The 24067-nt window shown below is 69.7% G+C and carries 25 protein-coding genes; 8 read left to right on the forward strand and 17 right to left on the reverse strand.

The window, feature by feature from the left end:
- The first annotated feature begins 10 nt into the window (after window positions 1-10).
- From CAURIS_RS08430 to CAURIS_RS08445, 4 genes are read left to right on the forward strand one after another with little or no spacing between them, the layout of a single operon-like run.
- Window positions 11-1486, forward strand: coding sequence for an ABC transporter substrate-binding protein (locus tag CAURIS_RS08430; protein WP_290341619.1), 1476 nt, complete (start codon window positions 11-13; stop codon window positions 1484-1486).
- Window positions 1483-2406 carry an ABC transporter permease gene (locus CAURIS_RS08435; protein ID WP_290341620.1) on the forward strand — a complete coding sequence of 308 codons (924 nt, stop codon included), beginning with the start codon at window positions 1483-1485 and terminating at the stop codon, window positions 2404-2406. The genes CAURIS_RS08430 and CAURIS_RS08435 overlap by 4 nt, the downstream gene beginning before the upstream one ends.
- On the forward strand, window positions 2403-3185 hold the full coding sequence (locus CAURIS_RS08440; protein WP_290341622.1) for an ABC transporter permease: 783 nt from the start codon (window positions 2403-2405) through the stop codon (window positions 3183-3185). Before CAURIS_RS08435 ends, CAURIS_RS08440 begins: the two co-directional genes overlap by 4 nt.
- A complete protein-coding gene (locus tag CAURIS_RS08445; protein ID WP_290341623.1) occupies window positions 3172-4527 on the forward strand; it encodes an ATP-binding cassette domain-containing protein in 1356 nt (451 codons plus the stop codon). Before CAURIS_RS08440 ends, CAURIS_RS08445 begins: the two co-directional genes overlap by 14 nt.
- Before the next feature lie 11 nt (window positions 4528-4538).
- Here CAURIS_RS08445 and CAURIS_RS08450 read toward each other — a convergent pair whose 3' ends face one another.
- From CAURIS_RS08450 to lepA, 4 genes are read right to left on the reverse strand one after another with little or no spacing between them, the layout of a single operon-like run.
- Window positions 4539-5813 carry an acid phosphatase gene (locus tag CAURIS_RS08450; protein ID WP_290341624.1) on the reverse strand — a complete coding sequence of 425 codons (1275 nt, stop codon included), beginning with the start codon at window positions 5811-5813 and terminating at the stop codon, window positions 4539-4541.
- A gap of 45 nt (window positions 5814-5858) precedes the next feature.
- Window positions 5859-5996: a hypothetical protein gene (locus tag CAURIS_RS08455; RefSeq protein ID WP_290341625.1), complete on the reverse strand. Its 138-nt coding sequence runs from the start codon at window positions 5994-5996 to the stop codon at window positions 5859-5861.
- Between the two features lie 43 nt (window positions 5997-6039).
- Window positions 6040-7212: an alpha/beta fold hydrolase gene (locus CAURIS_RS08460; RefSeq protein ID WP_290341626.1), complete on the reverse strand. Its 1173-nt coding sequence runs from the start codon at window positions 7210-7212 to the stop codon at window positions 6040-6042.
- A 5-nt stretch (window positions 7213-7217) separates the two neighbouring features.
- A complete protein-coding gene (gene lepA, locus CAURIS_RS08465; RefSeq protein WP_290341627.1) occupies window positions 7218-9074 on the reverse strand; it encodes a translation elongation factor 4 in 1857 nt (618 codons plus the stop codon).
- Between the two features lie 139 nt (window positions 9075-9213).
- Between lepA and CAURIS_RS08470 the strand changes: the two genes are divergently transcribed.
- A complete protein-coding gene (locus CAURIS_RS08470; protein ID WP_290341628.1) occupies window positions 9214-9711 on the forward strand; it encodes a type II toxin-antitoxin system PemK/MazF family toxin in 498 nt (165 codons plus the stop codon).
- Between the two features lie 200 nt (window positions 9712-9911).
- Window positions 9912-10175, forward strand: a complete 264-nt coding sequence (gene rpsT / locus CAURIS_RS08475) for a 30S ribosomal protein S20 (RefSeq protein WP_290341629.1) — start codon at window positions 9912-9914, stop codon at window positions 10173-10175.
- 76 nt (window positions 10176-10251) lie between these two features.
- Here rpsT and CAURIS_RS08480 read toward each other — a convergent pair whose 3' ends face one another.
- From CAURIS_RS08480 to CAURIS_RS08530, 11 genes are all read right to left on the reverse strand, one after another.
- Window positions 10252-10899, reverse strand: coding sequence for a LysE family translocator (locus tag CAURIS_RS08480; protein ID WP_353959230.1), 648 nt, complete (start codon window positions 10897-10899; stop codon window positions 10252-10254).
- Window positions 10896-11306 carry an ankyrin repeat domain-containing protein gene (locus tag CAURIS_RS08485; RefSeq protein WP_290341630.1) on the reverse strand — a complete coding sequence of 137 codons (411 nt, stop codon included), beginning with the start codon at window positions 11304-11306 and terminating at the stop codon, window positions 10896-10898. The genes CAURIS_RS08480 and CAURIS_RS08485 overlap by 4 nt, the downstream gene beginning before the upstream one ends.
- A 22-nt stretch (window positions 11307-11328) precedes the next feature.
- Window positions 11329-12267 carry a DNA polymerase III subunit delta gene (gene holA / locus CAURIS_RS08490; protein ID WP_290343361.1) on the reverse strand — a complete coding sequence of 313 codons (939 nt, stop codon included), beginning with the start codon at window positions 12265-12267 and terminating at the stop codon, window positions 11329-11331.
- Window positions 12267-13892 carry a ComEC/Rec2 family competence protein gene (locus CAURIS_RS08495; protein ID WP_290341631.1) on the reverse strand — a complete coding sequence of 542 codons (1626 nt, stop codon included), beginning with the start codon at window positions 13890-13892 and terminating at the stop codon, window positions 12267-12269. The genes holA and CAURIS_RS08495 overlap by 1 nt, the downstream gene beginning before the upstream one ends.
- Window positions 13893-13894: 2 nt before the next feature.
- A complete protein-coding gene (locus tag CAURIS_RS08500; RefSeq protein WP_290341632.1) occupies window positions 13895-14542 on the reverse strand; it encodes a ComEA family DNA-binding protein in 648 nt (215 codons plus the stop codon).
- A gap of 149 nt (window positions 14543-14691) precedes the next feature.
- A complete protein-coding gene (locus CAURIS_RS08505; RefSeq protein ID WP_290341633.1) occupies window positions 14692-15501 on the reverse strand; it encodes a DegV family protein in 810 nt (269 codons plus the stop codon).
- A complete protein-coding gene (locus CAURIS_RS08510; RefSeq protein ID WP_290341634.1) occupies window positions 15501-16166 on the reverse strand; it encodes a histidine phosphatase family protein in 666 nt (221 codons plus the stop codon). Before CAURIS_RS08510 ends, CAURIS_RS08505 begins: the two co-directional genes overlap by 1 nt.
- 50 nt (window positions 16167-16216) lie before the next feature.
- A complete protein-coding gene (gene rsfS, locus CAURIS_RS08515) occupies window positions 16217-16705 on the reverse strand; it encodes a ribosome silencing factor (RefSeq protein ID WP_290341635.1) in 489 nt (162 codons plus the stop codon).
- Window positions 16706-16779: 74 nt separating this feature from the next.
- Window positions 16780-17397 (reverse strand): nicotinate-nucleotide adenylyltransferase, encoded by a 618-nt coding sequence (gene nadD, locus CAURIS_RS08520; protein WP_290341636.1) that lies wholly within the window; start codon window positions 17395-17397, stop codon window positions 16780-16782.
- A 125-nt stretch (window positions 17398-17522) separates the two neighbouring features.
- Complete coding sequence (locus tag CAURIS_RS08525; protein ID WP_290341637.1) at window positions 17523-18815, reverse strand: glutamate-5-semialdehyde dehydrogenase; 1293 nt, start codon at window positions 18813-18815, stop codon at window positions 17523-17525.
- Window positions 18816-19069: 254 nt separating this feature from the next.
- Entirely contained in the window at window positions 19070-19987 is a 918-nt protein-coding gene (locus CAURIS_RS08530) for a D-isomer specific 2-hydroxyacid dehydrogenase family protein (RefSeq protein WP_290341638.1), read from the reverse strand.
- Window positions 19988-20067: 80 nt separating this feature from the next.
- Between CAURIS_RS08530 and CAURIS_RS08535 the strand changes: the two genes are divergently transcribed.
- Window positions 20068-20616: an FcoT family thioesterase gene (locus CAURIS_RS08535; protein WP_290341639.1), complete on the forward strand. Its 549-nt coding sequence runs from the start codon at window positions 20068-20070 to the stop codon at window positions 20614-20616.
- A 213-nt stretch (window positions 20617-20829) separates the two neighbouring features.
- The gene (locus CAURIS_RS08540; RefSeq protein ID WP_290341640.1) at window positions 20830-21300 is read left to right on the forward strand and encodes a hypothetical protein; all 471 of its coding nucleotides are present in this window, start codon (window positions 20830-20832) and stop codon (window positions 21298-21300) included.
- A gap of 29 nt (window positions 21301-21329) precedes the next feature.
- Here the strand turns inward: CAURIS_RS08540 and proB are convergent, their stop codons facing one another.
- Together proB and obgE are read right to left on the reverse strand one after the other, a co-directional pair.
- The gene (gene proB / locus CAURIS_RS08545; protein ID WP_290341641.1) at window positions 21330-22463 is read right to left on the reverse strand and encodes a glutamate 5-kinase; all 1134 of its coding nucleotides are present in this window, start codon (window positions 22461-22463) and stop codon (window positions 21330-21332) included.
- A 27-nt stretch (window positions 22464-22490) separates the two neighbouring features.
- Window positions 22491-23996, reverse strand: coding sequence for a GTPase ObgE (gene obgE, locus CAURIS_RS08550; protein WP_290341642.1), 1506 nt, complete (start codon window positions 23994-23996; stop codon window positions 22491-22493).
- Window positions 23997-24067: the final 71 nt, after the last annotated feature.

The raw sequence follows: 24067 nt of genomic DNA on the forward strand, positions 1-24067 counted from the left end.
GTATTCACCCATGACACCCCACCGAGTCGGCGCGCTTGTCGCGGCCGCAGCGTGCGCCCCGCTCGCAGCCTGCGCCGCCGCGCCTGTGGCCCCGGTAGCGCACCACGACGAGCTCGTCGTCGCCGCCTCCGCCCCGCCGGCGGGCCTCGACTTCACCACCGTCTCCGGCGCCGCCGCCCCGCAGGCCCTCATGGGCAACGTCTACGAAACCCTCGTGCGCGTCGACGACTCCGGCACCCTCCAGCCCCTCCTCGCCGAGAGCTGGGAGGTCGACGATTCCGGCACCGTCTACACCTTCCACCTGCGCGAGGGCGTGCGCTTCAGCGACGGCACGCTTTTCGACGCCTCAACCGCCGCCTTCAGCATCGCCTACGTCCAGGACCACTGGGTCAACGCCCTGAAGGCCCAAATGGACCCGGTGGCCTCCGCCGAGGCGCTCGACCCGCGCACGCTGCGCGTGGAGCTGCACGCGCCGTCGACGAACTGGCTGTGGTCCATGGGCACCCTGACGGGCGCGATGATGGCGCCGGCCTCCGTCGAGCGCCTGGCCACCGACCCGCTGGGCACCGGGCCCTACACCGTGAGCTCTTTTACCCCCGGCGAGTCCATCACCTACGCCGCCCGCCCCGACTACTGGGGCGCGCAGGCCGTGCGCGACGCCGCAATCCGCTACTTCCCCGACCCGGTCTCCGCCGTCAACGCCCTGCGCGTCGGCGACGTCGACGTGGTCTGGTCGATGCAGGCCCCCGAGCTTATCGGCGCCCTGCCCGACGACATCGGTGTGGAGGTGGGCACGACCAACGGGGAGGTACTGTTCAGCATGAACAACCGCGCCGCCCCCTTCGACGACCCGGCCGTGCGCCGCGCCGCAGCCCACGCCATCGACCGGGCCGCGCTCAACCAGGTGGTCTACAACGGCATGGCCGCCGACACCGGCGGCGCCCCCGTGCCCCCGACGGATCCCTGGTTCACAGGCCGCGACTACTACCCCTTCGACCCGGCGCGCGCCCGCGAACTCCTCGCCGGGCGCCGCCCGCAGGTGACCATCACCGTGCCCAGCCTGCCCTACGCGCAAGCCGCCGCGGAGCTGATCTTTTCGCAGCTTCGCGACGTCGGCTTCGACGTCCAGCTCGAAACTGTCGAGTTCCCGGCGGTGTGGCTCAACCAGGTGCTCCACGGCCACGACTACCAGGCCTCCCTCGTCGCGCACGTGGAGCCGCGCGACGTGCCCATGCTCTTCGGCAGCCCCGACTACTACCTGGGCTACGATTCCCCACGCGCCCGCGAGTTCCTCGCCGCCGCCGAGGTCGGCGCGCAGGAGGAGAACATGCGCGCCGCCGTGGACCAGATCATGGCGGACGCGGCCGCGCTGACCCTCGTCAACGCCCCGAACATCGTGCTGCTCGCCCCCGGGGTCGGCGGGGTGAACCCGAACGTGGTCACGGACTCGCTGCCGCTCGCGCGCATCTCGAAGGAGGCCCCGTGACGTATCGCCTCGCGCGCAGCGCGGCGCGCTTCCTCGCGCTGCTGTTTATCGCCAGCGTGATTATCTTCCTCCTGCTGCGGGCGGTGCCCGGGGACCCGGCGCGCATCGCCCTCGGGGTCGTCGCCACCGAGGAGGCCGTGGCGCAGCTTTCGGCCGCGCTCGGCACCGACCGGCCGCTTGTTATCCAGTACCTCGACTGGGTCGGGGGGCTGCTGACGGGCGACTTCGGTGTGTCCATGGCCAGCGCCACCGACATCACCCCGCAGGTGGTGCAGCGCGCGGGTGTCTCGCTCACCCTGACGATTCTGGCCATGGCCGTCTCTCTCGCTCTCGCGGTGCCCCTCGGGATCTACCTCGCGCGCCGGGAGGGCACCCCCGACGCGGCGGCGGTGGGGGCGCTGACCCAGCTCGGCATCGTCACCCCCAGCTTTTTGGTGGGCATCCTCGCCGTCGCGGTGTTTTCGGTGCACCTCGGCTGGCTGCCCGCCAACGGGTGGGGCAGCCCCGCTCACCTCGTACTGCCGGTGGCCGCGCTGTCGCTGGTGCAGGCGGCGATACTGACCCGCTACGTGCGCAGCGCCGTGCGCGCCGAGATGGGCAGGGACTACGTGCGTACGGCGCGGGCGAAGGGGGCGTCGATAAGCAACGTGCTTTTCACGCGGGCGATGAAGAACGCGGCGCTGCCCGTCGTCACCGTCACCGGGGTGCAGCTGTCCACCCTGGTCGTCGGGGCCGTGGTGATCGAGCGCGTGTTCACCATCCCCGGGCTGGGCACGATGCTGCTGGGGGCCGTGGCCAACCGCGACCTGACCACCGTGCAGTCCGTGATGATGCTGCTGGTCGCCTTCACCCTGGCGGTGAACCTGCTGGTGGACCTCGCGTACGCGGTGATCGACCCGCGGGTGAGGAGGCCCGCGTGAGCCGCCAGCGCATCGCCGGAATCTGCATCGTCGCCGCGGTGGCCGCGCTCGCGCTGCTCTCGCTGGTGTGGACGCCCTACGACCCCCTCCGGGCCGAACCCGCCGCCCGCCTCGAGGGCCCGAGCTGGGCGCACCTTTTGGGCACCGACCAGTTCGGCCGCGACATCGCCTCGCGCATCATGGCGGGCGCCCGCGTGACGCTTTTCGCCGCCCTCGGCGCGGTGGCGGCCTCCGCCGTGGCGGGCGTGCCGCTGGGGGTCTGGGCGGGGATGCGCCGCGGCTTCGTCGAATCCGCCGTCATGCGCCTCAACGACCTCGCCCTGGCCTTCCCCGCGCTGCTGCTCGCCATCGTGTTCACCGCCGTGTTCGGGGCGGGCATCTGGGTGGTCGTGCTCGCCATCGGGCTGGCGGGGATCCCCGGCTTCGCCCGCGTCGCGCGCGCGGCGACGCTGCAGGTCATGAGCCAGGACTACATCCTCGCCGCCCGCCTCTCGCGCGTGCCCGGCCCGCGCATCGCGGCCCGCCACGTGTGGCCGAACATCGCCCCGCTCGTCGGGGTGCAGGTCTCCGTCGCGCTGGCGCTGGCGATCCTCGCGGAGTCGGGGCTATCCTTTCTCGGCCTGGGCGCCCCCGCACCCTACGCCTCGTGGGGGCGCATGCTGCAGGCCAGCCAGCCCTACCTGGCTACCGACCCGCACCTGGCACTGTGGCCGGGCCTGGCGATCGCCGTGACAGTACTGGGCGTCAATTTGATCGGGGGCGGGCGTGATCAGCGTTAAAGGCCTCACCATCCCCGGCATCCTCGACTCCGTCTCCCTCGACGTCGCCCGCGGCGAGCGCGTGGGCATCATCGGCGAGTCCGGCTCGGGCAAATCTTTAACCGCGCTGTCCATCATGGGGCTGGTGGACACCCTGCCTCAGTCCGGCTCCATCACCGTGGCGGGCACCGAGATGGTGGGCACCCCCGACCGCGTGCGCCGCCGCGTGCGCGGGCGCACGGTGGCCATGGTCTTCCAGGAACCGCTCAGCGCCCTCGACCCGCTTATGCGCGTGGGCCGCCAGGTCAGCCGCGACCGCGCGCGGGCCCGACAGCTGCTCGCGGAGGTGGGGGTGGACAGGCCGGAGGCCTACCCGCACGAGCTCTCCGGCGGGCAGCGCCAGCGCGTGCTCATCGCCGCGGCGCTCGCCTCCGACCCGGACGTCCTCATCTGCGACGAACCCACCACCGCCCTCGACGTCACGGTGCAGCGCCAGGTGCTCGACCTGATTGACGGGCTCGTGGAATCCCGCGGGATGTCCCTCCTGTTCATCTCCCACGATGTCGCGGTGGTGCGCCGCATGGCCGAGCGCGTTGTGGTGTTCAAGGACGGTCGCACCGTCGCCCCCGACTCCCCCTACGCCCGCGCCCTTGTTGCGGCCTCCCGCCCCGGTGCCCCCGCGCCGCCGCGCGCGCTCGGCGAGCCCGTGATCGCGCTCGAGGAGGTCTCGCTCTCGCGCGGGGCCACCCGCGCCCTCGACGGGGTCTCGCTGCAGGTGCGCCGCGGCGAGCGCCTCGGTATCGTCGGCGGCTCCGGCTCCGGCAAGACCTCCCTGCTGCGCGTCATCGCCGGCCTTTCCTCCCCCGATAGCGGCCGCGTGCGCGTCGAGGGCAGCCTCCAGATGGTCTTCCAGGACCCCTACTCCTCCCTCGACCCGCGCCTGCCCGTGGCCGCCTCCATCACGGAGACGGGCGCCACCGAGCAACGCGCGGAGCAGGTGCTCGCGCAGGTCGGCCTCGCGGGCGCGGGGGCGCGCCTGCCGCGCGAGTTCTCGGGCGGGCAGCGCCAGCGGGTTTCCATCGCCCGCGCGGCCGCGCCCCGGCCCACGATCATGCTTGCCGACGAGCCCGTCTCCGCCCTCGACGTCACCCTCCGCTCCCAGGTGCTCGAGCTCATCGACGAGGTCGTGGCCGACAACACCCTCGTGTTCGTCTCCCACGACCTGGGAGTCGTGCGCGAGCTGTGCCCTACCGTCGCCGTCATGCACGAAGGGCGCATCGTCGAACAGGGCCCCACCGAAGACATCTGGGCGGCGCCGGAGCACCCGTACACGCGCTCGCTTCTCGACGCCCGCCTGCCCTAGCTGGTTGACCGCTAGTTGATCGTCAGCGAGCCGTCAGGGTTGACGGTCACCTGCGCGGCCGTCGCGGCGACGAGGTTGATGCGCTGCCAGGAGCCGCCCTCCGCCTGCCAGTCGAGCGGGTTGCCGGCCGGGGCGGCGGTGCGCCGCAGCACCTCCGCGCGCTGCTCCCAGGTCAGCTCGGGGAAGCGCGACTCCAGCAGCACCGGGGCGGCCTGCGGCACGATCATGGGCGCGTCGGGCACGTAGACGGTGGGCAGGCCGTAGCCCATCCACTCGCTCATGCCGGCGACGGCCTGGGCGTCGGTGGCAAAGGGAGTGTCGTTGGCGACGAGCTGCGCGATGGGCTTGCCGGTGCGCCACTCGATCTCGGCGCGTAGCTCGGCGGCCGCCTGGTTGAGCGCGTCGCGCATCTTCGGGTCGTTGAGGCGGTCCGCCGCGGCGGCGTAGCCGGACATGCGCCCGCCGATCACGTCGAGCGGGTAGTGCACGCCGAGGACGATGCGGGAGTGGCCGGAGGACGCACCCCGGTAGAGCAGCTGCGGGGCGAGCTCGGGGACCATGTAGGCAAGAAGGGCGCTCACCCAGGCCGCCTGGTTGGTGTGGCCGGAGGGGAAGGAGTTGGAGCTCAGGTACAGGTCGCCTGTCTCCGGGGTGTTGTAGCGCTTAATGCGCTCCGGCGCGACGACGTGCGGGCGCGGGAAGTTGAAAATCTGCTTCTCAATCAGCGTCGAGGAAGCAAGCCCGCCCGCGCGCGAAAGGTAGCCGTTATCCAGCAGGTACGAGGTCTTGGGCAGGCGCCCCTCGGCCAGCGAGGCGCGCAGGGCTGCGCCGAACTCCTCGCCGAGGGCGAACGAGAGCGCGGAGACGAGGCCTCCCTCCGAGACGACGGCGTCCACCTGCGCCTGGCGGATCTGCTCCGGGGTGGCGGTGTTGTTGATGCGCACAACCGTCTCCAGGTTCGCGGCCATCGCCTCCGGCTCGTTGTCGCGCACGTGCGGGAACAGGCCGTTGACCTGGGCGTAAATGCCGTGGTTGTAGGAGGAGATGTCCGAGATGAAGCCGGCGAGGTAGTCCGGGGTAAAGGGCACCGGCACGGGCGCGCCCGGGTGCTGCACCGGGACGGCGCCGGTGGAGGAACCACTGATCTGGCTGCGCAGCTGCGGCAGGGAGATGGGCGCTTCCTCCGGCAGCTGCACGTTGACGTGGTCGAGGGGCTGGGCGAGGGCGGGGGCCGCGAGCGCGGCGGAGCTCACCAGGGCAATAAGGGCGGAGGCAGTCTTTTTCACGCCCGTATCCTAACCCGCTCACAGCCTCTTGGCAGCGCGAGCGGCTCAGCGGGTGACGTAGAACATCAGGGCGGGGTTGAGGAGGTGTTCTTCGTCCCTTTCGAAAACACTCGTCAGCTGGTCAAATTCGCTCACTTCCGCGGGGCTCAGCTGGGCCTGCTCGCGAGGGAAAGGTGCCTGCATGCCTGTCATCATAACCCCACCGTGACAGGCATGTGATTTATCGTTATCTGCGCTGCTCAGCCATGCCAAACAGAGCCTCGAGCACCTCTTTGCCGTGGCGGCGCAGCCCGTCGTGCTGCCATTCGCTCGTCTCATAGACCCGCGCGCCGAAGACCTCGGCGGTCTCGAGCGAGAGCTCGCGCGGGACGTAGACGTCGTCGGTGTAGACCACCGCGTAAGCGTTGCCGAAACGCGCCGCGCCCGCGTAGAGGTTGCCCCAGTCCTCTTTGGCGGCCAGGGCGTCGGCCGCCTGCGCGAAGGGGCGAAGCGCCGGGTCCTCGGCGAACTGAAAAGGAAAGACGTGTTCGCCGGTGAGGTAGAACTCCTCGTCCGAGGGGTCGGCGTCCGGGGCGAAGCCCGGCAGCGTCTGCGCAACCCGCTCGGCCGCCCAGTTCGTCGCGCCCGCGACGGTGCCGCCGTAGATGGTCTCGTGGATCGCGGCGTAGAGAGGGTCACGCTCGAAGGAGACGCGCTGGCCCACCTCGGCGAGGAAGTCGGTGCGCAGCGCCCCGCCGGGGTGGAAGGGCTCCTCCAGCAGCGCGGCGAGAGCCTCGAAGCCTCCCTCCTGCCCGAGGGCCGCGCCGATGGTGCGGAAGCGCCGGGAGCTCAGCCTCTCTCCGGTGGGCACCGTCTCCTCCGAGTTGTCCAGGTGGCGGCACACCTCGCGCACGCGCCGTTCGGCAAACGGTACCTCCCGGTAGAACCTCAGGTGCCGGGCCTTGAGCTTGGCAAAAGTGGCGCGGTAGACATCTTCCGCCCCGCGCGTGAGGGTGGGCAGCCCGCCGGTGAAGAAAGCGTTGCCCACGCTATCCGGGTGCGCGCACAGGTAGTGCGCCAGGCAGAACCCCCCGAAGGACTGGCCCAGCACGTCCCAGCGCTCGATGCCCAGCTCGGCCCGCACCGCCTCGGCGTCGGCGACGATGGAGTCGGCGCGCAGGCGCGCAAGCACGTCCGCGCTGATGAGCGAGGGCACGGCGCGGTCGATGCGGGTGGAGTTGCCGGTGCCGCGCTGGTCCAGCAGCACGACCCGGTAGCGGGTGAGCGCGTGCGTGATCCACTCGTAGCGCTCGCGGGGCGCGGGGTTGCCGGGGCCGCCTTGGAGGAACAGGAGGGCGGGCTTGGTGGCGTCGCCAAGCACGCGGGCGAAGACGGTGAACCCGTCGCGCTGAATCTTCATGGCGCCTACTCCTCGTCGGTCGACAACGCCGCGACGAAGGCCTCCTGCGGCACCGTGACCGAGCCGATGGACTTCATGCGCTTCTTGCCCGCCTTCTGCTTTTCCAGCAGCTTGCGCTTGCGCGAGATGTCGCCGCCGTAGCACTTCGACAGGACGTCCTTGCGCAGCGCGCGGATGTTCTCGCGGGCGATGATCTTCGATCCGATCGCCGCCTGCACGGGCACCTCGAACTGCTGGCGCGGGATGAGCTCCTTGAGCTTCTTCGTCATCTTGTTGCCGTACCACTGCGCCGAGTCCTTGTGCACGATGGCGGAAAACGCGTCAACGGGGTCGCCCTGCAGCAGGATGTCCACCTTGACCAGGTCGGCCTCCTGCTCGCCGGCCTCCTCGTAGTTGAGCGAGGCGTAGCCTTTCGTGCGGGACTTGAGCATGTCGAAGAAGTCGAAGATGATCTCGCCGAGCGGCATGATGTAGCGCAGCTCCACGCGGTCCTCGGAGAGGTACTCCATGTTCTTCATCGCGCCGCGCTTGGACTGGCACAGCTCCATCGTCGCGCCCACGAACTCCTGCGGCACGATGATGGTCATGTTCACGACCGGTTCGTAGACCGCCTGCAGCTTCCCGCCCGGCCAGTCCGAGGGGTTGTGCACGTACTGTTCGGTGCCGTCCTCCGCCACGACGCGGTAGGTCACCGACGGCGCGGTGGAGATCAGGTCGAGGCCGAACTCTCGCTCGAGGCGGTCGCGGGTGATCTCCATGTGGAGCAGGCCGAGGAAGCCGCAGCGGAAGCCGAAGCCCAGGGCCACGGAGGTTTCGGGCTCCCACGTCAGGGAGGCGTCGTTAAGCTGGAGCTTCTCCAGCGACTCGCGCAGGGCCGGAAAGTCCTCCTGGCTGACGGGGAACAGGCCCGAGTAGACCATCGGCTTGACGTCCTCGAAGCCCGCCAGAGGCTCGTCCGCGCCTTTCGACGCCCACGTGACCGTGTCGCCCACTCGCGTCTCGCGCACGTCTTTGACGCCGGTGATGAGGTAGCCCACCTCGCCTGGGCCCAGGCCCTTCGTCTTCTTCATCGTGGGCGAGACCACGCCGATCTCGAGGATCTCGTGGCGCACGCCCGTGTTCATCATCTGCACCTGCTGGTTCGGCTCGAGTGTGCCGTCCATCATGCGCACGTAAGTGACCACGCCGCGGTAGGTGTCGTAGACCGAGTCGAAAATGAGTGCGCGGGCCGGGGCGTCGGCCCCGAACTCGGACGTGGGCGGCGGGACGAGCTCGACGAGCTTGTCGAGAAGCTGCGGCACGCCCTCGCCCGTCTTGCCGGACACGCGTAGCACCTCCTCCGGCTCGACGCCGATGATGTTGGCCAGCTCGAGGGCGTACTTGTCGGGGTCGGCCGCCGGCAGGTCGATCTTGTTGAGCACCGGGATGATCTCGAGATCCTTGTCCATGGCCATGTACAGGTTGGCCAGGGTCTGGGCTTCGATGCCCTGGGCTGCGTCGACAAGCAAGATGGCGCCCTCGCACGCCTCGAGCGCGCGCGAGACCTCGTAAGAGAAATCGACGTGGCCGGGAGTGTCGATCATCTGCAGGATCGTCTGCTGGCCGGCGAACTCGCCCGATGCCGGAGTCCACGGCAGGCGCACGTTCTGAGCCTTGATGGTAATGCCGCGCTCGCGCTCGATGTCCATGTTGTCCAGGTACTGATCGCGCATCTCGCGCGCGTTCACCACGTTGGAAAGCTGGAGAATCCGGTCGGCGAGGGTGGATTTGCCGTGGTCGATGTGGGCGATGATGCAGAAGTTCCGGATGGCCGAAGGGTCCGTGAACGTCTGCTCCGCGAAATTCGTCGTCTGCGCAGCCATAGTTCCGCCCACTCTACCGCCCCACGTGGGCAAACAAAACACGCCGATTCCACGCCAGAACCAGTTGTGAACGCGCGTTCCACCTCGTAGTGTGGACGAAATACACGCCCCCTATCCCCCCCTGCCCCAAGGACACCACATGATTTTCCATCGGTCGAAGCGCAACCACTCCAGCGCGCTCGACCAGAGCCTGGCACTTCTCAACGAGCGGCTGGGTTCCTCGCCCCGCGACACCGCGCACAAGATCGCCTCGCGCCTTCTTGTCAAACCCACCGCCAAGGTCGCCCGCAACATCTACTACGCCCCGGACATGGACGGGCAGGCCGAACCCGGCGAGATCGTCTGGGTCACCGTGCCCTCCAACCCGCCGCAGGAGCGCTCCCTGGTGGTCATCGGCCGCGAGCACCGAGACGTGCTCGGCCTGCTCATCTCCCCGGAGGAAAAGCACCGCGACGACGAGCACTGGCTGGGCATCGGCTCCGGCGAATGGGAGGACACCGGCGAACCCTGCTGGGTGCGCCTAGACAAGACGCTCATGGTCCCCGAATCGGAGGTGCACCGGCGCGGCACTTACATCCCGCCGCGCCGCTTCGAGCGCATTGCCAACCGGCTGCGCGACCGCTTCGACTGGGTGTGAGCAAGCCTAGGTTTAGGTGCGGTTTGGCCTCCCACCCCGCGCCCTGCTATTCTGCACGGGTTGTCCGCATCCGGGAACGTCACGGGTGCGCCGCGCTACGCGAGCAGGACCTTGGGCCCGCGTTTTCTTAAAGGGCGGCGCGAGAACCCCTCCCGGGTCGACTGCGCATCAGATTCGACCGAAACCAAGAGGTGTACCACATGGCAAACATCAAGCAGCAGAAGAAGCGCGTTCTCACCAACGAGAAGCGCCGCCAGCGCAACAAGTCCATCCGCTCCGCCGTGCGCACGGAGATCCGCAAGTTCCGCGAGGCCGTGGAGTCCGGCGACAAGGCTGCCGCCGAGGCGCAGCTGCGCGTCGCTTCCCGCAAGCTGGACAAGTCCGTGAGCAAGGGCGTCTTCCACCGCAACAACGCGGCCAACAAGAAGTCCAACATGGCCCACGCCTTGAACAAGATGGCCTAAGTGCCACTGCCGCGCCCGCCCCACGCAGAGCTTCTCCTGCCGGGGCGGGCTTTTTCGTGCGAGCTATCAGGCTGCCTCAGGCCATCCCCGCCGCCCCGCGCACGGCGAGTACCACCCCGACCACGAGGAAGAACACGCCCGCCGCGATGTCGATGCGCGGGCCGGCCGCGAGCAGCTTGCGCCGCACCTTCTCCGTGGACACCACCTGCGCGACAACCGCCATCAGCGCCATCGAGCTCAGCCACAGCGCCACGATGACCACCACGGCGCTCAGGGTGGAGGGCCGCGGCGGCAAGAGGGGCGCGATCATCGCCGACAGGGCGAGCACGATCTTCGGGTTCGCCAGGTTGGTCGACAGCCCGCGCAGGTAGCTGGCCGTCAGCGACCCCAGCCTCCCCTCGGCCTCCTCGAGCCCGCCCGGCGGCGTGTTGCGCTCGCGCCACCCAGACAGGGCGTTGCTCAACCCCATGTAGATGAGGAAGGCCCCGCCCACCAGCTGCACGAAGTTCAGCGCGCGCGGAAACGCCGTGAGCACGGCGGCGGCCCCCACCACGGTCAGGCTCACCCACAACAGCACGCCCGTTTGCGTCCCGGCCAAGGTGGCCCACGCGTGCCTGCGGGAGCGGGTGGCCGTCCTTGTCAGCAGGACGATGTCCGGGCCGGGCGCGGCCGCCCCGACGAGGTTGAGGCCGACGATCGCAGCGAGATCGCCCGGCGCGATCACCGAGCTTCCATCTTTTCCGCGAGGTCGTCGCGGCCGAACGTCCTGGCGGTGGCGATCGCGTCCGGGTGCCCCGCCCGCGGGTCCGCCCCCGCCTCGAGCAGCAGCTCCACGATCGCGTCTTCCTTCTTGAAGATCACCCCCGCCAGCGGGGACAGCTCGTGCCCGTTGAGCTTGTCTACGTCCGCCCCGCGCTCCACCAGACCCCGCACGAGCTCCTCGTGGCCCGCGTAGCAGGCGAGCATGAGCAGCGTGTTGCCGTCCTGGTTGGCGAGGTCGACGTTGACCCCGTGATCGACGTACTCCAGCAGTGCCAGGTCCCCGTTACGCGCGAAGTTAAACAGCTTCGCCGCGAACTCCTGGATCTCCTCCGAAACGTCTCCAGTGCCCTGACCTTCGTGTTCATTCACGCATGACAATCTAGCACGCACCCTAGCGGGCGAGCTCGGCGATCCGGCGCACCGCGTTTTCCAGCGCGAAGAACTCGTCGCCGCCCTGGCCCTTCACTTCGGCGTCGAGGTCCGCGATGAGGATCACCGCCTCGGAGACGGCCTCCCCCGACCAGCCGCGCGCAGCCTGCATCGCCTTCTTCGCCGCGAAGGGGTGCATCCCAAGCGTTCGCGCCAGCTCGTTGGGGTTGCCCCTCGTGTTGTAGAGCCGCGCAATGTCGCCGACCTTCAGCGCCAGCGCCGCGGCGATCGCCACCGGGCTCATCCCGAGCTGCAGCGCCCGGCGCGTGGAGGCGAGGGCCTTGTCGACGCGCCCCGCCACCGCCTGCTCCGCTATATCGAAGCTCGATACCTCCGCCACCCCGGTGTAGTAGGCGCGCACGCTGGCCACCGTGATCTCGCCCTGCGTGTCGGAGACGAGCTGGTCCACCGCCGAGGCAAGCTCGCGCAGGTCGGAGCCCACCGATTCGAGCAGCGCCGCGACGACGTCGGGGGTGGGGCGCACTCCGTTACGGCGGAACTCGTTAGTCACCCACGTGTGGCGCTCTTTGTCGCGCAGCGGATCGACCTTGTGCACCTCGGCCACCTTGGAGAACTTGGACACCATCGCCTTTTGCCGCCCGCCCCCGGTGTGTTTGATCACGAGCGTGAGCCCCGGCGCGGGGTCCGCGGCCGCGCGGAGAATCAGCTCCGTCGGTTCCTTTCCCGCCTGCTCCGTGTGCTCGACCACCACGATGCGCTCCTCGGCGAACAGCGAGGGGCTCGTGGCCATGAGCAGCTCGCCTTCGGTGACGGTTCCGGCGCGCAGCGTGGTCAGCTCCGCGGCTGGGCCGGCGGCGTCGATAATGGCGGCGGTGGCCCGCTCGGCGAGGAACTCGTCCTCACCAAGGACGAGGTGGACGGGGTTGAGCATGCGGCCCATCATATCGGCTTCCACCCCCTTAGCCCGCGCTGCGTGGGGCCGCCGCGATTGGGGTAGAGCACCGGGATCCCCCCGGTCGTTCTCACAGGGCGGTCCAGCGGGCTGCCCGTCTCCAGCACCACGACGAGCTCGGTGCCGGCGGGGACCGGTTCCACGTCCTCCTCGGTGTTGACGACGTGCGTCGCCGCCTTGTCCGGTGGCGCCACGGCGGGCGCGGTGAGCGCGGGCGCGATGAGGGCGAGACAGCACAGGGAGCCGGCGATTGCGAGGGTCACGCCGGGCCTGCCGGCGCACAGGCCCGCCAGTACCCACCCGTACGCCACAAGGACTTCTAGCGGCTGGGCGGTGGCCGTGGCGCCAGGCACGCTCGCCGCAGCCGTGGCCACCGTGTGCACCCACCACGCGAGCGGCTCCACGACCCAGAGCAGCGGAACCTCCATGCCCCCGGGGAGGAGGCTGATGAGCGCTGCCGCGAGGCCGAGGACGGTGATGGGGGCGACGACCGGGGCGACGAGGATGTTTGCGGCGACCGCCACGAGGGACACCCGCCCGGCCATGAGTGCGACGAGCGGCGCGGTGGCGACGTCGGCGGCGAGCGCGACCGCCACCGCCCTGGTCAGGATGTCCGGCCAGCGCAGCGGCGCGAGCGCCCGGTAGATCAGTGGGCTGAGCGCGACGATCCCGGCAGTGGCGGCAACCGACAGGGCAAAGCCGTAGCTGACGGCGAGGTTGGAGTCCACGAGGATGAGCCCCACCACCGCCAGGCTTAGCGCGTGCAGCGGCTCGGCGATGGAGGAGGACACGACGGCAACCAGCGCCACCAGCCCCGTGACCGAGGCGCGCAGCACGCTCGGCTCAGGCCCGACCAGCGCAGCGAAGCTCATCAGCGCCACACCCGCCAGGGCGATCCGGGCGCGCAAGCCGAGGCCCAGCGCTGCGGCGACCAGGACGGCGGCGGTGGTGACGATGGCGACGTTGCTTCCGGAGACCACGCTCAGGTGGGACAAACCGCTGTCGATGAAGGCCTGTGCATCCGCCGGGGTCTGCAGGGAGGTCTCCCCCAGCACCATCCCTGGGATCACGCCCCGCGCCCCGGGCGCCACGTGCGCGGCGACGGTGTCGGTGAAGGTGGCGCGCACGTGTGCGGCGAGCGCGGCCATCCCCTGTGGCGGGGCCACCACGTCGACGCTTCCGCTGAGCGTCACCTGCACCGTGCCCGGCCGGTTGCTCTCCGAAACGCTGCCGACGGCCCTCACCGTGGTACCTGCGACGATGCCCTCCGGCAGCTCGCGGGTGAACACCGGGATCTGGCCAGGGTAGCCCGGCACCTGGACGCGCACGAGGTGCCCGCCCCCGGCGAGCGCGCGCGGGGGCTGCGCGACCCGGCCGGTCAGCTCGCCCGCGAACTCGGCGGAGCGGGCGATGCGCAGACGCACCCACGCCACGGCGGCGGAGGCTGCGCCTAGTCCGCCGACAAGCACAGCCTGGCCCCACGCGCGCACTGCCAGAGCCGCCCCAGCGGCCCCGGCCGCGACCACCGCCCCCGCCCAGCCGGAAACGACCAGTGTTGCCAGGGCCGCCGCCCACACAACCGCGGCCGCCGGCACGAGTCGCAGCTCCTGCACGGCTACACCGAGACCAGGTCTTTTAACGCCTCGAACTTCGCCGGGCCGATGCCCTTCACGTCCAAGAGCGCGTCCACGCTGGCGAAGGGTCCGTTCGCCTCCCTGTGGGCGATGATCGCCTGGGCTGTGGCGGCCCCCACCCCGGGCAGCTCCTCGAGCTCCTGCGCCCCGGCCGTGTTAAGGGAGATCAGTCCGCTCTGTGGGGCGGAGGCAGCCGGCGGCGCTTCCCCGACGGCGAGGACGTGCAGCTGCTGGCCGTCGACAAGCAGCTGCGCCTGGTTCAGGCTCACAAGGTCGGCCTCAGGCCTGGGTACTGCAGCGGCCAGCGCGTCGGCGACGCGGGCCCCCTCCTGCAAGGTCACAAGGCCCGGCTTGTCCACGGCGCCGACCACGGAAACCACGACCTGGGCCGGCGCGGTTGTCGTCGCGGCTGGCGCTTCCCACCCCGCCTCGGCCTCGGGAGGGGCGGGGCGCAGCACGAGCCACGCCGCCACGGCGGCGAGCACGAGCGCGACCAGGACGACGGCCTGGCGCGGCTGAACGTTCAGGCGCGGGGCGGGGTAGTCGACGTGCATGACATCTTCCTCCCCCGTCGGGCGGGTGAGGTCCTTCAACCGGGCGGCTGCCCGGGAGGCAGTGTTGGCGCTCATACCCCAGGACGTTAGGGCCCCGCTGCCGGTCCCATCCAGCGTCCGAGCGCGGTGTGTGGATAAGTGCGTTGACCCGTCACTCAACCCCACGAGTTATGCACAACGCCGAAGCCGCGGCCCCTGGCGTTGGTTTCGTTAAGCCCTGGCGCCTAGTCCTCGGCGCCCTCCGCGCTGTCCTCGGAGAACACCACGGACAGGCCCACCGCCCCGGGACCGGTATGAACGGCGACGACCTCGACGAGCGGCTCCACCATGATCTTCGATCCTTCGGGAAGCACCTCGCGCAGGGTGCCCGCCAGGGCCTCGGCCGCCTCCTCGGCCTCGGCGTGCTGGACCGCGGCGAAGACGGGCTCCTCCCCCGCTCGCTCCAGCACCAGCTCGGTGAGCTTGGAAAAGGCCTTCGTTTGCGTGCGGGTCTTGCCGGCGAGTTCCAGCTTGCCCTCCCGGACGCGCAGGATCGGTTTCGTGGCTAGCAGCGCCGCGGACAGCACAGCGGTGCCCGTCGACAAGCGGCCGCTCTTGCGCAGCCCCTCGAGCTGGTGGAGGTAGAGCCATGTCTGCGACCGGGCGATCGTCGCCTTCGCCATCTCCTCGCACTCGTCGAGGCTCGCGCCGTTGCGCGCCAGCGAGCCCGCCGCCATCGCGGCCGCGGCGATCGCCATCCCCGCCGTCCCCGTCTCCACGACGCGAACCGTGCCCGGGAAAACGGCCGAAGCGGAAACCGCCGCCGACCAGGTCGAGGAGAGGTTCTTGGAAATATGCAGCGCCACCACGCCCTCGTCACCGCCGCGCTCGAGCTGGCGCGCATAGACTGCGGCAAGCTCGATGGCGGACAGGGCGCTGGTGACGGATCCCTCGTCCTCCTCCGTGACATGCAGCGGCGCGACGGTAATCCCCAACTGCTCCGCGATCTGCGGGGGGACCCCCGCGGCGGAGTCCACAACGATGCGTACGGCCATTACTCGCTGACCCCCTGGTTCCACGCGTCGAGGTACCACGCCACCTGCGCCGGGTCCGCGGGGTCGTAGTCCGGGTCGCCGCCCTCGGTGTAGCGCGGCAGGGCGCGCACGCGAGAGGTGGCCACGTTCTCCAGCCCTTTCAGTAGCGGGTATTGGCCCTCCCCGAAGCCGAGGAGGTTCGAGGTCAGCGCCGAGATCGTCCCGCCGTGCGCCACGAGCAGCACGGCGTTGTCCTGCCACTGCGGGTAGGAGGCGATCAGCTCGTCGACGACGGGCCGGGCGCGGCGGGCCACCTCGAGGCGGCTCTCGCCGCCCGGCGGCGCCCAGGATGGGTTATTGCGCCAGTGGGCGCGGGCCCCTCGGTGCGCGTTGTCGACCTCCTCGTGCGTTAAGCCCTGCCACTGCCCCAGGTGTGTTTCGCGCAGCCGCGGGTCCTCGGTGACGTCCACGCCCAGCGCGGCCGCGACGATCTCGGCGGTGTGGCGCGCCCGGGTCAGGTCGGAGGAGACGATCCGGGTGATCCCGGCGCCCTTCAGCTGCTGCGCGGCGGTACGCGCCTGCTCAACGCCCGCCGCCGAGAGCACGGTATCCAGCTGGCCCTGCATACGCCGGGCGGCGTTGTACTCGGTCTGCCCGTGCCGCAGCATGATTAGTCGTCTGCTCATCGTTCCTCTTAGCCGTCGCGTCTTTTCGGCGCCTCGCGGAGCCTGCGGTCCTAGTACAGGTACTCGTCGTCGCCGGGGCCGGGGCCCTCCCCAGCGAGCGGGAGGTCCTCGATGTCGTCGACCCGGCGGGTCGCGGCGCCGTCAGCGCCCTCGTCGAAGGAGTCGGGGCGCTGGTAGGGCTCGACCCCCTCGACCTCGATGACGGGACAGTCGGCGTAGAGGCGGTCCAGGCCGTAAAAGTCGCGCTCGGCGTCGCGCTGGATGTGGACGACGATGGAGCCGTAGTCCAACAGCACCCACCTCATCTCGCGGTTGCCCTCGCGGCGCTTCGGCTCAAGGCCGGCGGCCGTCATCTCGTCCTCGACCTCCTCCGTGATCGCCGCCACCTGGCGCTCGTTGTCGGCGGAAACGATGACGAAGATGTCGGTGATGGCCAAAACGTCGGAGACGTCGATGACGCCGATATTGCGGCCGAGCTTCTCATCAGCGGCTCGGGCGGCCACGGCGGCCTGTTCACGGGAGGTGTGCAAAGCAGTCAAATGTCGCAGTTCCTTATATCCAAAGTTGTCCGTCGCTGCGGATATTCTCGCATGTCGGTGCCATGTTTAGCCAGTTATGAGCGGGTATAGAGGTTATTTTTTGCGATGTACTGCACCACCCCGTCCGGCACGAGGTACCACACCGGCCTGCCCTCGCTGGCCCGCTCGCGGCAATCCGTGGAGGAAATCGCCATGGCGGGGATCTCCATGAGGTGCACCCTTTCCTGGTGCTCGTTGGGCAGCATGTCCTCGCGCAGCTCGTAGCCCGGGCGGGTCACCCCGACGAACTCGGCCAGCTCGAACATCTTGTCCCAGTGGTGCCAGGACATGATCGAGCCGAGCGCATCGGCGCCGGTGATGAAGTAGAGGTCCGCGTCCGGGTACAGCTGCCGCAGGTCCGTGAGGGTGTCGATGGTGTAGGTTCGCCCCGCCCTGTCGATGTCCACGCGCGAGACGTTGAAGCGCGGGTTGGACGCCGTGGCAATCACCGTCATCAGGTAGCGATCCTCGGAGTCGGTGACGTGCCGGTCCGCCTTCTGCCACGGCTGGCCCGTCGGGACGAAAAGGACCTCCTCGAGGTCGAAGTGGTCCGCGACCTCACTCGCCGCGACGAGGTGGCCGTGGTGGATCGGGTCGAAGGTTCCGCCCATCACGCCGATCCGGCGCCGGCGGGGTGAGCCTGAGTCTTCCATGAGCTACGAGTGTATCGGCTCTATCGGCACTGGTTGCCGGGGCTCAGCTGTAGCGCACCTGGCCGGCGAAACGCCCGAGCGCGTCGTGCCCCGCTGCGACGGGCCTGCAAATAGCCAGATGCACGTCAGGGGCGCGTCTGCCCCTCCCCCTCCAGGATCCACTTCGTGCTGGTCAGCTCGGGCAGCCCCATGGGCCCGCGCGCGTGCAGCTTCTGCGTGGAAATGCCGATCTCCGCGCCGAAGCCGTACTGCTCGCCGTCCGTGAAGGCTGTCGAGGCGTTCAGCATCACCGCCGCCGAGTCCACGGCCGCCGCGAAGCGCGCCAGGGTCGCCGCGTCCCGCGAGGCGATCGCCTCCGTGTGGCCCGTGGAATACCGCGCGATGTGGTCGATGGCTCCCTCGACCCCGTCGACCTCGGCGACGGCGATGTCGAGAGAGAGGTATTCCTCGGCCCAGTCAGCCTCCGTCGCCGGGACCACGTTCTCCGCACCGAAGGCAGCAAGCTTATCGACGTCCCCGTGGACCGTCACCCCCGCCTCCTGCAGGGCCCGGACAATGCGGAGTTTGTCGGGGGCGGCGAGGGCAGCGTCGAGAAGCGCCGTCTCGGTCGCGTTGCACACCGAACAGCGCCGAGTCTTGCCGTTGAGCAGCATCCCGATCGCCGAATCCAGGTCGGCGGCCGCGTCGATGTAGAAGTGGCAGTTGCCGCTTCCCGTCTCGATCGCGGGCACCGTCGCGCCGGTGACCACCGACTCGATGAGGCGTGAGCTGCCGCGCGGAATGATGACGTCGACAAGCCCGCGTGCGGTGATGAGGTCGCGCACCGAATCGTGGCTCGCACACGGCACCAGCTGCACGATCTCGCGCGGCAGCCCGTGCTGCTCGGCCACATCCTGCAGCACCGCGACCAGCGCCTCGTTCGAGCGCCGCGCGGACTTGGAGCCGCGCAAGAGTGCGACGTTGCCCGACTTCAGCGCCAGGCCGAAAGCGTCGACGGTGACGTTCGGGCGCGCCTCGTAGACCATGCCCATCACGCCTAGCGGGACGCGCACCTGGCGCATCCGGATGCCGTTGTCCATCGTGTGCCCGCGCAGCACCTGGCCCACCGGGTCCGGAAGCCCCGCCACCTGGCGCAAACCGCCCGCAATGCCCGCGACGCGGGACTCGTCGAGCGCGAGCCGATCCACGAGCGCTTCGCCGATCCCCGCGGCCCGCCCAGCCTCAACGTCGCCCGAGTTCGCCGCGAGGATCTCCGCCGCGCGCTCGACCAGCGCGTCCGCCGCCGCCAGCAGCAGCGCGTTCTTCGCCGGGGCGCCCAGCGCGGCCACCACAGGCGCCACCTTTTTCGCGGCACGCGCCTTGGCCAGCACCTCCTCGCGCTCCGCCGCTCGGTCCGGGCTCACTGTCGCATCAGTCATGCCGTCAGCTTAGCCGGGGCGTGCGTTTCGGTTCCCCGGCGGGTTTTGGGGGTCACCTCTGAGCGCGGCACGGTGGCGCCCTGCGCCCCGGATTGCGTTGCGGTCGACCACAGCGCTCAGGGCCCTGGGGTCAACTGGGAAAACGCGCCCCGGTTGACGCTGCGGTCGACCACGGTCGACCACAACACCTCACATCCCGCTGCGGCCAGGCTCAACACACCCCACGCGCCAGCGCAACAACGCACGGTGCGCCGCTAGTACCCCCGCTCCACCTCGACCTCGGTGCGCATCCGTTCGCCGGCGGCAAAAAGGCGCCAGTTCTCCAGTGCAAGCCCGCCCACGCGGGCCTTCATGTAGCGCGGGATGTTGGCGGTGTGCGGGGTGATTACGCAATTCTCGAGGTCCCACAGCCGGTGGTCGGCGGGCAAGGGCTCCGGCTCCGTGACGTCGAGGCCCGCGCCGGCGATCCGGCCTTCTTCCAGCGCGTCTGCCAGCGCCTCGGTGTCCACCAGCGGGCCGCGCCCGACGTTGATGACCACGGCGTTTTTCTTCATCCGGGCCAGCGCCTGCCCGTCGACGAGGTGGCGGGTCTGTTCGGTCAACGGCGCCAACAAGACGAAGATGTCGGCCTCGGCCCACACTGCGGGGAAGTCCGGGTCGGACATGGCCAGGGTGCGCGCCGCCGCGTTGACGGGTCGGCCGGAGCGGTTGACTGCCGTGACCTCCACACCGAAGGGCTCGAGGTAGGAGATCAGCGTGGCGCCGATGCCGCCGGCGCCGATCAGGGCGAGCTTTTTGGCGTCGAAAAGGTACTCGGTGCTGCCGAAGAGCTCCAGGTTGTTCCACTCGCGGCTTACCGCCTTGTGCCGGTGCAGGACGGCCAGCAGCAGGGCGAGGGCGGACTCGGCGACGGTGTCGTCGTATAGCCCGGCGGCGTTGGCCCAGCGGACGTCGTGCGCCGTGAGCGTGCCCGCCTCCACGAGGGCCTCGACGCCCGCGTAGCACACCTGCACCACCTTGACGCTGTCCGGCAGGTGCTCGGGGAAGTGCTCGGGCCCGCCCCGAAACAGCAGCATGTCGGGGTTGTCCTCGAGCGCGACGTGGACGTGCCCGGCCGCCTCAAGTTCGGCGACGGGCTGGTCCCAGGGCTTGGGCAGAAAGGCAAACTTCATGCCCTCCCAATGTAGCCGCGAGTGTGCGGACGCACCTACCATGCAATTGAAGGCATATATCACAGTAGAAAGGCTCACTTATGACCACCACAATCAGCGTCACCGCCGGGGACGACCTCCACTCCACCGTCCTCCACCCCTACAAGGGAACCGACACCGTGTACCTGAACAATGCCAGCGTGGAGATCCCCGAGGGGGAAAGGCTGCGAGCTCGGGCGTCGTTTAGCATCCCCGAGCCCTGCTACATCGATGCGACGGGGCACTTCAACGCCGTTGAGTTCCAGATCTGCTACAACCAGATCATGTACGTGGCGCTCGCCGCCGCTGTCGACAGTGGAAAGTACCCGCTGCTGACCGGCTGGACGATGGATGACTACCTCGAGCGGCAGCTGCCCAACATCCTCATCCAGGACAACAGCGGGCACTACTCGCGCCCCATCGACCCGCAGGATTTCACCGCCGAGTTCGAGGTCGTGGGCGCCGACCTGTCGCGGCTGGAAAAGCGCATGCTCAAGCTCCACACCGCCATCGCTTTCGAGGACTCCAACGGGGGCAAGGCCTCCGGCGAGGTTCGCCTCGCGCTTACCGACGTCCCCCAGGCCAACCTCGACTACCTCGCCGAGCGGTAAAACTTTTTGCCGGCTCGGCCCGCGCGGAGCCGCCCTGGCCGCGGCCCTGCCGAACGCTGCTGAGTTGTCGTCCGGCGAACCAGCGGCCCGCACTCTCCGGGCGACTCCGCGCGATGACGGCTGCACCTGACGACCTGCGCAAACGTGTGTTTTCGCCCGTATAGCATGCTATTAAAATCATTGTTTGCACATGTCTCACAAGGGGAAAAGCAGATGCGCGCGCCTCAGGACAGCCCACCGGTGTGGAAGACAACCGAGCCGATGAACAAGCCTGTCAAAGTCGTCCTCATCATCACGGTTGCGACTGTTCTGGCGCTGCCCCTGATTTTAAACATCTGGGTGTCTTCTCTCGTTGCTGTACTGACCGTCTTCGCGGTGCTCACCTCGTGGTCGTGGACCCTGCAGGTGGATACGCACGGGTTTAGTTACTGGTCGCCGATCCGGGTCCCGCGCTCAACCATCCCATACACAAAGATGCGAGAGGTGAAGGAGGTGGACGTCACTCCGTGGGAGTGGGGCGGCTGGGGGTGGCGCCTTGGCGCAGCGGGTGCAGGGCTCATTGCCCGATCCGGCGCGGGGATACAGATCACAAAAAGCAACGGAAAGATCCTGCAGGTCAGCTGCCAAAACGCGGCGACCGCAGTGGAAATGCTGAAGCGCCACGCCGACGGCGCGCTCGACTGAACAGCAGCGTTAGGCAGCCGAAGCCCAGGCTAAAGCCTAGACGCGTAGTTGGACAGGTAGTCCGCGTGGACGACCGGGCGGCGCTGGCTCAGCTCGAGCTCTGCGGTGTGCTTGCCCAGCATGAGCTGCAGCTCGGTGGCGTCGTAGGCCACCTCGCCGCGGCCCACGGCCTCTCCGTTGGGGCCCAGGATCTCCACGATGTCGCCGCGGTGGAAGTCCCCCTCGATCTCCGTGATCCCGACGGCCAGTAGGGAGGTCCCGCCGCTGGTCACGGCGCTCACGGCGCCGGCGTCGAGGCGGAGCACCCCCTCGGCGTCGGCCGCGTAGAGCGCCCAGAACTTCCAGGCGGACAGGCGAGACGACGGCCGGGTGTGAAAGACGGTGCCCACCTGCGCGGTGTCGAGCGCCGCACCGATCCGCTCGGCGGAGGTGAGCAGGACGGGCACTCCCCCACGGGTGGCCAGGCGCGCGGCGGAGACCTTCGCGGCCATGCCCCCGGTGCCGAAGCGCCCGCCGTCGCCGGCGGCGATGTCGGCGAGGTCGTTGCCGGAGCGCACCTCGGGGATGAAGCGGGCCGCGGGGTCGGCCGGGGGGCGGTCGTAGAGGCCGTCGACGTCGGACAGCAAAACGAGCGCGTCGGCACCCACGAGGGTGGAGACGATGGCGGAGAGGCGGTCGTTGTCGCCGAAGCGCATCTCCGAGGTGGCCACCGTGTCGTTTTCGTTGACGATGGGCACGGTGCCCAGCTGGCGCAGGCGGTCGATGGTGCGCTGCGCGTTGCGCGCCCGCTCCCGCCGCCCGGCGTCCGCCTGGGTGAGCAGCACCTGGCCGATGGTGCGGCCGTAGCGGGCGAAGGAGGCGCCCCACGTCTGCGCCAGGTGCACCTGCCCCACGGCGGCGGCGGCCTGCTTGGTGGCCAGGTCGCGGGGGCGAGCATTGAGGCCCAGCGGGGCCACGCCCGCTGAGATCGCGCCGGAGGAGACGACGATGACGTCGCTGCCGGCGCTCATGCGCGCCTCAAGGGCGTCGACGATGCGGTCGATCTTCTCCCGGCTGACGGAGGAATCGGGGTTGACCAGGGAGGACGTTCCGATCTTGACCACCACCCGGCGGGCGGTGGCGATGTGCGAGCGAAGCTTCTCCTGGGTCATCTCCTGCGTCATGGGGTGTAAGTCTAGCGGGGCGAAATCCTAGCCCTGCCAGCGCTCGCGGTCCGCCTCCTGGCCGTCGCCGAAGTCGTACTCGTCGATGAGCCCGCGGCGTGCCTGCGAGGCGCGCTTGCGCTCTGCGGCGGACGCGCGGGTGGTGCCGCCGAGGCGGGCGTCCTGGCCGCGCCCGGCGAGCGTCGGGTCGCCGCCGATCGAGGGCTCCCAGTCGAAGGAAATCTCGCCGATGGTGACGGTGTCGCCCTCGTCGGCGCCCAGCTTGCGCAGCTGGTCCTCCACCCCGGCCCTGTTCAGCCGGTCCGAGAGGTAGCCGACGGCCTCGTCGTTTTCAAAGTCGGTTTGGCGAATCCAGCGCTCGGCCTTCTCACCGGTGACGATCCACCCGCCCGGCAGATCGGGATCGGCGGCGACCTCAATGCCGCCGGAGCGGGAGGTCTCCACCGCGCGGGGGCGGATGACCTGCGGCGCCGCCGCCACCTCGGAGCGGGGGCGGGACCGGCGCGCGCGGCGCACGATCTCCCACAGCGCCCACTTCAGCTCGTTGAGCCCCTCGCGGGTGGCTGTGGAGACCTTGTGCACCGGCCACCCGTACTTCGCCGCGATGTCGGCCTCGAGGAAGTCCGCCAGCTCGCGGGCCTCTGGCACGTCCATCTTGTTCAGCACGATGATCCGGGGCCGCTCGCGCAGATCACCCAGGCCGGTGTCGGCGTCGAGCGCGGCGGCGTACTCGTCCAGCTCGGCCTCCATCGCGTCGATGTCGCTGAGCGGGTCGCGGCCGGGCTCCATGGTGGCCACGTCCACCACGTGCGCCAGGACGGCGGTGCGCTCGATGTGGCGCAGAAAGTCTAGGCCGAGGCCCTTGCCTTGGCTGGCGCCGGGGATCAGGCCGGGCACGTCGGCGATGGTGAAGGTGTCGTGCTCCACGTTGACCACGCCGAGGTTCGGCTGCAGCGTGGTAAACGGGTAGTCGGCGATCTTGGGCTTCGCGGCCGAAAGCACCGAGATCAGCGAGGATTTGCCCGCCGAGGGGAAGCCGACGAGGCCGACGTCCGCCATGGACTTCAGCTCCAAGATAAGGTCGTGCGCCGCGCCCGGCTCGCCCTTCAAGGCAAAGCCGGGGGCCTTGCGCTTCGCGGTGGCCAAGGCGGCGTTACCCAATCCGCCGTAGCCGCCCTCCGCGGCGATGAAGCGGGTGCCGGGCACGGTGAGGTCCGCGAGGATTTCCCCGTCGGCGCTGCGCACTACGGTGCCCACGGGCACCTGGAGCACGAGGTCCTCCCCGCGCGCGCCGTTGCGGTGATCTCCCTCGCCGTTGTTGCCGCGCCTGGCCTTGAGGTGGGGCCGAAACTGGAAGTCGAGCAGCGTGTGCACCTGCGGCGAGACCTCGAAGATGATGTCGCCGCCGTGCCCGCCGTTGCCGCCGTCGGGCCCGCCCAACGGCTTGAACTTCTCTCGGTGCACGGACACGCAGCCGTGCCCGCCGTCGCCGGCCTGCAGGTGCAGGACGGCGCGGTCGACGAACTGGGCCATGGGGCACGCCTTTCTTTTCGTGTCGCGCGCCACCTCGGCGCGCGGGGTTGATGGCCTCCCACCCTACCGGC

The organism is Corynebacterium auris (assembly GCF_030408575.1).
Lineage (GTDB): Bacteria > Actinomycetota > Actinomycetes > Mycobacteriales > Mycobacteriaceae > Corynebacterium > Corynebacterium auris.

Coding starts and splice junctions, on each gene's coding strand:
- CAURIS_RS08455 (WP_290341625.1), bottom strand. CDS start 5,996: ATGCAGGCACCTTTCCCTCGCGAGCAGGCCCAGCTGAGCCCCGCGGAA.
- nadD (WP_290341636.1), bottom strand. CDS start 17,397: ATGGAAGACTCAGGCTCACCCCGCCGGCGCCGGATCGGCGTGATGGGC.
- obgE (WP_290341642.1), bottom strand. CDS start 23,996: ATGGCCCAGTTCGTCGACCGCGCCGTCCTGCACCTGCAGGCCGGCGAC.
- CAURIS_RS08500 (WP_290341632.1), bottom strand. CDS start 14,542: ATGAGCGCCAACACTGCCTCCCGGGCAGCCGCCCGGTTGAAGGACCTC.
- CAURIS_RS08510 (WP_290341634.1), bottom strand. CDS start 16,166: ATGAGCAGACGACTAATCATGCTGCGGCACGGGCAGACCGAGTACAAC.
- proB (WP_290341641.1), bottom strand. CDS start 22,463: ATGACGCAGGAGATGACCCAGGAGAAGCTTCGCTCGCACATCGCCACC.
- rpsT (WP_290341629.1), top strand. CDS start 9,912: ATGGCAAACATCAAGCAGCAGAAGAAGCGCGTTCTCACCAACGAGAAG.
- CAURIS_RS08525 (WP_290341637.1), bottom strand. CDS start 18,815: ATGACTGATGCGACAGTGAGCCCGGACCGAGCGGCGGAGCGCGAGGAG.
- holA (WP_290343361.1), bottom strand. CDS start 12,267: ATGGGCCGCATGCTCAACCCCGTCCACCTCGTCCTTGGTGAGGACGAG.
- CAURIS_RS08505 (WP_290341633.1), bottom strand. CDS start 15,501: ATGGCCGTACGCATCGTTGTGGACTCCGCCGCGGGGGTCCCCCCGCAG.
- CAURIS_RS08430 (WP_290341619.1), top strand. CDS start 11: ATGACACCCCACCGAGTCGGCGCGCTTGTCGCGGCCGCAGCGTGCGCC.
- CAURIS_RS08530 (WP_290341638.1), bottom strand. CDS start 19,987: ATGAAGTTTGCCTTTCTGCCCAAGCCCTGGGACCAGCCCGTCGCCGAA.
- lepA (WP_290341627.1), bottom strand. CDS start 9,074: ATGGCTGCGCAGACGACGAATTTCGCGGAGCAGACGTTCACGGACCCT.
- CAURIS_RS08470 (WP_290341628.1), top strand. CDS start 9,214: ATGATTTTCCATCGGTCGAAGCGCAACCACTCCAGCGCGCTCGACCAG.
- CAURIS_RS08460 (WP_290341626.1), bottom strand. CDS start 7,212: ATGAAGATTCAGCGCGACGGGTTCACCGTCTTCGCCCGCGTGCTTGGC.
- CAURIS_RS08540 (WP_290341640.1), top strand. CDS start 20,830: ATGCGCGCGCCTCAGGACAGCCCACCGGTGTGGAAGACAACCGAGCCG.
- CAURIS_RS08535 (WP_290341639.1), top strand. CDS start 20,068: ATGACCACCACAATCAGCGTCACCGCCGGGGACGACCTCCACTCCACC.